The organism is Pseudorhodoplanes sp., from assembly GCF_035565855.1.
Classification (GTDB): Bacteria; Pseudomonadota; Alphaproteobacteria; order Rhizobiales; family Xanthobacteraceae; genus Pseudorhodoplanes.
Genome location: NZ_DATMRX010000046.1, coordinates 1 through 6,071, shown reverse-complemented (window position 1 = coordinate 6,071; position 6,071 = coordinate 1). Strand labels below are relative to the sequence as shown.

Genomic DNA, 6,071 nt, shown 5'->3' with positions numbered 1-6,071 from the left:
TTGAAGGACTCGTGCGTCAACGAGTCGGCCACCGAGCCGATCGTCATGAAGACGCTCTTCGATTCCGGCATGATACCCGCGACCGAAAGGGCCGAAGGCGTGTTCAGGCCGCCGATCACGAGATTGATCCCCTGCCCGGTCAGCTCCTTGGCCGCCGCAATCGCCGCATTGGGGTTCGCCTTGTCGTCCTGATAGATGATCTCCAGCGTGCGTCCCATGATGCCGCCGGCGGCATTGATCTGGTCGACGGCGATCTGCGCCGACAACTGGCAGTCCGCCGAATAGGTCGACTGCGCGCCTGAAAGCGGCAAGAGGATACCGATGCGGATCGGATCCTTGGACTGGGCCCATGCCCTGGTGGTGAAGCCGGTCGCGGCTGCCCCGATGGCCGCGGCGCCGGCGCCCACGAAGGTGCGACGAGAGATCGAAGACATTCCATATCCTCCCTGGTGATGGCGGGCGTGGCAGCCACCCGATCGCGGGCTCTCCCCCCGGCGACGCGAGGGAGATCATCACAGCGGGACCGTGGCTGTCAATCGAATTCGAATTCGAATTCGGATTTTTCGCGTGACGGAGATGCAGCTTTGCCCTGCCTTGACCACGTCCGGGACTCTCTAGAAACCCTTGGCAAAAGAGGCAAAATTCGGCCGATGCGTTCACCCGACCGTGCAGCGGTTTGGGTAACCACATGCACGAAACCATTAGCGCGAAGCATGTCGCGCAAATCAACTTGCGCGACATGCTTTAGCGTCGGCGGATTCCCTCGAAGAGCAGGATGGTGACCTGGTCCGCGATCTGCGATGGCGTCAGGCGGCCTTGCCGGTACCATTCCACCGACCAGTTCATCATGCCGATCAGCAGCAACCGGATCACCGATAGATCGACGTCGTCGCGGACGAGCCCCTCCTCCCTGGCCTCGTTGAGCAGCGCGCGCCAGAGCTGGGCGTTCTCGTCGAGGACACGGAGAAATCGCTCGCGCAGCCTGGCCGGAAGCTGGTCGAAGATGCGCATATGCGCGGCAATGTACTCATCGCCGGCAAGGACCACCTCGAGATGGCCATGGATCGCCGCGGTGATGCGGTCGCGCACGTCGGCATCCGGCTGCAGCGCGTTGATCGCGTCGATGACCCGATCCTGGGTCCGCTGATTGGCGACGCGCAGCACCTCGGCCACGATCGCCTCACGTGATTCGAAATGGTAATAGATGCTGCCGGTCTGGGTGCGCGCGCGCTTGGCAATGTCGCTGAGCCGCGTCAAGGCATAGCCCTTGCGGCAGAACACATGGGCGGCGGCATCGACAATGCGGCTTCGCGTTACTTCGGCCTTCCTGAGCTTCCTCACGGCGGCACGCTGATCGTCCGCCGCGGGCTTGCTTTTGCCGGAGTTCCGGGGGGGCGGCGCCGGCGGGAGTGCGACATCCTGCGGAGCGCGGGAACGAGTATGGGCCATGGCAATCGCGCTCTTCCTAGCTCGCACGTGAACGTTCGAAACCCTTCAACCTCTGGACGCCGTCGGGCAACGGGACGGATCGATGCAGAGCCAGCTGCTCCTGCAATCGTTGATGGAGATCGGCCGGCATCGATACCACCTTGGGCGGTGGCCCGAGCCTAACATGGATGATCCGGTATTGAACCAAGGCCGCAAGGAAGTTGCGCGATGTGTTGATCACCTCGAACAGCACCCGGATGCGCTTGTCGTCCACCTCGACCAGGCGCGTGGTCACGGTGATTTCGTCACCCAGAAGCATCTCCCGCAAATAGGCGACGTCGGCGTCGATCACGAAGTTCGACTCCCCGGTACGCCTGCGGAAGTCCTCGCCATAATCCCAGGAATCATGCGCCGCCATCGCCGGCTCCTTGACGATGGCCAGATAGTAGCAGGCATTCATATGATTGTTGGTGTCGATCCACTCGGGACGCACCTGAAGCTTTGACTGATGAAGACGGGGATCCGGCAACGGCACTTCCCACCTCGTCATTCCTACCTCCGACCTGCTTTCGGCTGTCTCCCTCCTATGGGCAGGACCTTGTCCACGTCAACATTTTTCGAATCCTGATTTGATTCTGGCACCGGACGATGCGGCAGACATCCTGGGGCTTTCCTTGCCTCTGCTTTCTTTGGACGAATGCCTTGATGGCGGATTTGCAGGCATCGCAGCGGCGCCCGGAGGTGCAGCCTCCTGCGGCCGGCGCCCTGCTCAGTGCACCACCACGCCCAGTTTCTGGCGGAGCTTGTGCATGCGCATCTCGAGCATCGGCAGCGGCGGGCCTCCGGCAGTCGCGACGCGCCGCGTCATGGTGATGAGGTCGCCTTTTTCCGCTTCATTGAGCCGCTCGCGCAGGAGAGGCGCCAGCGTGTCGATCACCACGCCCGCGTCGCCCACCCGGCCGGTCGCCCATTTCGCGTAGTCGATGGCGTCATGGGCCTTGCCCTGGGCGGCCACGCCGACAATGACCTTGCGCAGCGCCTGCTCGCGCTCCCTGGTCATGCGCGGCCCGTCGGTTGCCACGGCAAGGATGAGCGTCGCGGCGGCAACCACCGGGTCGTCGATCGCCGTGAGCGCCGATACTTCGTCCTTGCCTTCGAGCCGTTCCCGTCGAACAGATCCGCGTACCCGTCCGAGAACGTCGGCAACGTCGTTGGCTGCTTCCTTGATCATCTTGCGCCGGTACCACCACAGCACTGCTGCCACGAGCAGGACGATCACGATGAAAATAACGGGCATTCAAGCGGACTCCCTATGGCAGCCCGCCACAATAGAACATCGAAGCCGGATGAGGGAATCTGATTCGCGCCTAAAGCATGTCGCGCGGGATCGGATTCGGGCGACATGCTTCAGATGTTTGTTCTTGCCGCTATTTCGCGAAACGCCGGGAGCCGGCAACGCAGAGTACGACGGCGGCAGTGACGGCCACCATCAGCATGCTCACGGCTTCGCCGAGCAGGAAGGCCGCCAAAGTCAGGCCGAAAAAAGGCTGCAGCAACTGCAACTGGCCAACGCCGGCGATGCCGCCGAGCGCCAGACCGCGATACCAGAAGACGAAGCCGATGAGCATCGAGAAGAGCGACACATAGGCGAGGCCGATCCAGGCCGGCTCGCCGATGCCGTTCCATGACGCCGGCGAAGTGGCGAGCGTCAGCACGCCCATGACGGGCAGCGACAGCACCAGGGCCCAGCAGATCACCTGCCATCCGCCTAGCCTGCGCGACAGCTTCGCACCCTCCGCATAGCCGAGCCCGCACACCACGATTGCCGCGAGCATCAGAAGGTCTCCCGCCGGCGACGCCGAGAAACCCTGGACAAGCGCGAAGCCCGCCACCAGGGCGCTGCCGAAGCCTGAAAACAGCCAGAACAGCGGGCGCGGCCGCTCGCCGGCGCGAAGGACCCCGAAGATCGCGGTCGCCAGCGGCAGCAGCCCGACGAAGACGATCGAATGCGCCGAAGTGACGTGCTTGAGCGCCAGCGCCGTCAACAGGGGGAAGCCGACCACCACGCCGAGCGACACGATGAGGAGCGGAACGAGATCGCCGCGTTGCGGCCGCTTCTGCCGCATCGCGACAAGCAGCAAGGCAGAGAGAAGACCGGCGATCGTCGCGCGCGCCGTCGTCAGGAAAACCGGGTCGAACTCGGCCACGGCGACGCGCGTCGCAGGCAAGGAGCCGCTGAAGATCAGCACACCCAGCAATCCGTTGATCCAGCCTTCGGTCGTCTTGTCCATCGCGAGCCCAGCCCTTCGTTTCGACGCATCTGTTCGCCGAAGCCCTTGTCTTTTCCAGAGACGGTGCATTACGATTTCGACGAACTGTATTGGAGAAGGTGGCAGTACGGTGGACCGATCGGCATCCAACGAATCCGAGGGCACACGGGTCGGACGCGTGATGGGGGCCATCCGCGACCGCATCGCCCGTCGTTCCCTTACCCCCGGGTCGAGGCTTCCCTCGATCCGCGCCTTCGCCGAAACCATGCAGGTGTCGAAGTCGACCGTGGTGGAGGCCTATGACAGGCTGGCGGCCGAGGGGACGATCCGTTCGCGACCCGGCTCCGGCTTTTACGTCGCAGCGCCCCTGGCGCCGCTGGCCCTGGCCGAGATCGGCCCGCGCCTCGACCAGGCCGTCGACCCGTTCTGGGTGTCGCGGCAGTCGCTGGAAGCCGGGACCGACCTGCTCAAGCCCGGCTGCGGGTGGCTCCCCGCCGAATGGATGCCGGTCGAGAGCCTGCGGCGCGCGTTGCGCGGCATCGTCCGGGCGGCGGAGCCGGCGACGCTCACCGACTACGGCTCGCCGCGCGGGCTTCCGGCCTTGCGCCAGCTACTGGCCCGCCGCATGGCCGAGCGCGGCATCGAGACCGCGCCCGACCAGATCCTGATCACAGAATCCTGCACGCAGGCCCTGGACCTGCTCTGCCGGTTCCTGATCGAGCCCGGCGATTCCGTGCTCGTCGACGACCCCTGCTACTTCAATTTCCTCGCGCTCCTGCGCGCGCACCGGGCGAGGGTCGTGGGCGTTCCGCTGACGCCGACGGGACCGGATCTCAGGCTCTTCGCCCAGGCCCTGTCGGAACACAGGCCTCGCCTCTACATCACCAATTCCGGCCTGCAGAACCCGACGGGCGCCTCGTTGCAGCCAAGCGTCGCGCACCGGCTCCTGAAGCTCGCGGCGGAACACGAGCTGATCGTCATCGAAGACGACATCTTCGCCGACTTCGAGCATGAGCCGGCGCCGCGCCTTGCCGAGCTCGACGGGCTCGAGCGGGTGATCCGCATCGCCAGCTGCTCGAAGACGCTCTCGGCTTCGGTGCGCTGCGGCTACATCGCCGGCCCGCGCGACTGGATCGACAATCTGGTCGACCTCAGGATCGCCACCGACTTTTCGAGCCGCCGGCTTTCTGCCGAACTCGTCCTCACGGCCCTCACCGACGGCAGCTACCGCAAGCATATGGAGGCGCTGCGCGCGCGGCTCTCGAAAGCCATGGCCGCCACCAACCGCCGGTTGAAGGGACTGGGCATCGAACCATGGCTGGAGCCGGTGGCGGGCATGTTCCTATGGTGCCGCCTGCCGGATGGGCTCGACGCCGGCGAGGTCGCGCGCCGGGCCCTCGCGGAAAAGCTGGTGCTTGCGCCAGGCAACGCGTTCAGCCCATCCCAGACCGCGCCGCACTTCATGCGCTTCAACGTCGCCCAATGCGGAGACGAGAGGGTTTTCAAGGTGCTGGAGAGGGCGATGCGGGGATAGACAATAGCGGCGCGTTCTCACGCGCAAGCTCTCTTGCAGGTCCCCCTCTCGTACGCTCCTTGGTGCGAAACTGCGGCCGAGGCGGCACTTTCTGAGCCTGTTCGTACTACTTCCACATCCCTCGCATGCGGCTCCTCAGGTCGATCTCGACGCGCGGCTGGCCGATGCGCCCCTGCGGCATCGGCGCCGGCGGCCAGGCGACGCGCTCGAAGCGGTCGAGGATGTGGTCGGGGATGAAGCGCGTGCGCGAGGCATAGACGTGGCGGTCGCCGTTGCGGGCCTGGCCGTGCGTGAAGAAGCGCTGCGGCGTGATCAGATGGAGCGAATCCTTGGCCCGCGTCATCGCCACATAGAGCAGCCGGCGCTCCTCCTCGATCTCGTGCTTTTCGCCCACGGCGAGATCGATCGGCATGCAACCGTCGACCGCGTTGAGAACGAAGACCTTCTTCCACTCCTGGCCTTTCGCGGAATGGATCGTCGACAGGATCAGATAGTCTTCGTCGAGATGCGGCGGGCCGGGCTGGTCGCTCACCGCATCCGGCGGATCGAGGGTGAGGTCGGTCAGGAAGCGCTCGCGCGAGCCGTAGGCGGCGGCGATTTGCTCGAGCTGCAGAAGGTCGGCGCGGCGGGCGGCGGCGTCCTCGTGGATGCGTTCGAGATGCGGCTCGTACCATAGCCGTGCCTGCTCGAGATCGGCCGGCCAGCTCGCGGAACGCAAGCGAAGGCCGGAGAACAGCGCCAGGAACGCTGGCCAGTCGGCCTCCGCCCGCTGCGGCACGCGGAAGGCCGAGAGGCCCATGACCGCGTCGAGCGCGCCTTCCATCGTCTCGACAACCTGC

At 65.3% G+C, this 6,071-nt stretch carries 7 protein-coding genes; 1 reads left to right on the top strand and 6 read right to left on the bottom strand.

Annotated elements, in window-relative coordinates; translation table 11 throughout:
* The 5 genes from VN004_RS02775 to VN004_RS02755 all read right to left on the bottom strand — a co-directional run.
* Positions 1 to 434 (bottom strand): ABC transporter substrate-binding protein (locus VN004_RS02775; RefSeq protein ID WP_325606784.1); only part of this gene is annotated, 434 nt, incomplete at its 3' end.
* 310 nt (positions 435 to 744) lie between these two features.
* The gene (locus VN004_RS02770; RefSeq protein WP_325606782.1) at positions 745 to 1,341 is read right to left on the bottom strand and encodes a TetR/AcrR family transcriptional regulator; all 597 of its coding nucleotides are present in this window, start codon (positions 1,339 to 1,341) and stop codon (positions 745 to 747) included.
* A gap of 124 nt (positions 1,342 to 1,465) precedes the next feature.
* Positions 1,466 to 1,978, bottom strand: coding sequence for a thioesterase family protein (locus tag VN004_RS02765; protein ID WP_325606780.1), 513 nt, complete (start codon positions 1,976 to 1,978; stop codon positions 1,466 to 1,468).
* 219 nt (positions 1,979 to 2,197) lie between these two features.
* Positions 2,198 to 2,707 (bottom strand): hypothetical protein, encoded by a 510-nt coding sequence (locus VN004_RS02760; RefSeq protein ID WP_325606779.1) that lies wholly within the window; start codon positions 2,705 to 2,707, stop codon positions 2,198 to 2,200.
* A gap of 148 nt (positions 2,708 to 2,855) precedes the next feature.
* Entirely contained in the window at positions 2,856 to 3,719 is an 864-nt protein-coding gene (locus VN004_RS02755; RefSeq protein ID WP_325606777.1) for a DMT family transporter, read from the bottom strand.
* 160 nt (positions 3,720 to 3,879) lie between these two features.
* On the opposite strand from VN004_RS02755, the gene VN004_RS02750 reads away from it, so the two are divergent.
* Positions 3,880 to 5,232 carry a PLP-dependent aminotransferase family protein gene (locus VN004_RS02750; RefSeq protein ID WP_325606776.1) on the top strand — a complete coding sequence of 451 codons (1,353 nt, stop codon included), beginning with the start codon at positions 3,880 to 3,882 and terminating at the stop codon, positions 5,230 to 5,232.
* A gap of 106 nt (positions 5,233 to 5,338) precedes the next feature.
* Here VN004_RS02750 and VN004_RS02745 read toward each other — a convergent pair.
* Positions 5,339 to 6,071 (bottom strand): ATP-dependent helicase (locus tag VN004_RS02745; protein WP_325606774.1); only part of this gene is annotated, 733 nt, incomplete at its 5' end.

What these genes read in the sequence shown, in the direction of transcription:
- VN004_RS02750 (WP_325606776.1), top strand. Translation starts at nt 3,880, where the DNA reads ATGGGGGCCATCCGCGACCGCATCGCCCGTCGTTCCCTTACCCCCGGG.
- VN004_RS02755 (WP_325606777.1), bottom strand. Translation starts at nt 3,719, where the DNA reads ATGGACAAGACGACCGAAGGCTGGATCAACGGATTGCTGGGTGTGCTG.
- VN004_RS02765 (WP_325606780.1), bottom strand. Translation starts at nt 1,978, where the DNA reads ATGACGAGGTGGGAAGTGCCGTTGCCGGATCCCCGTCTTCATCAGTCA.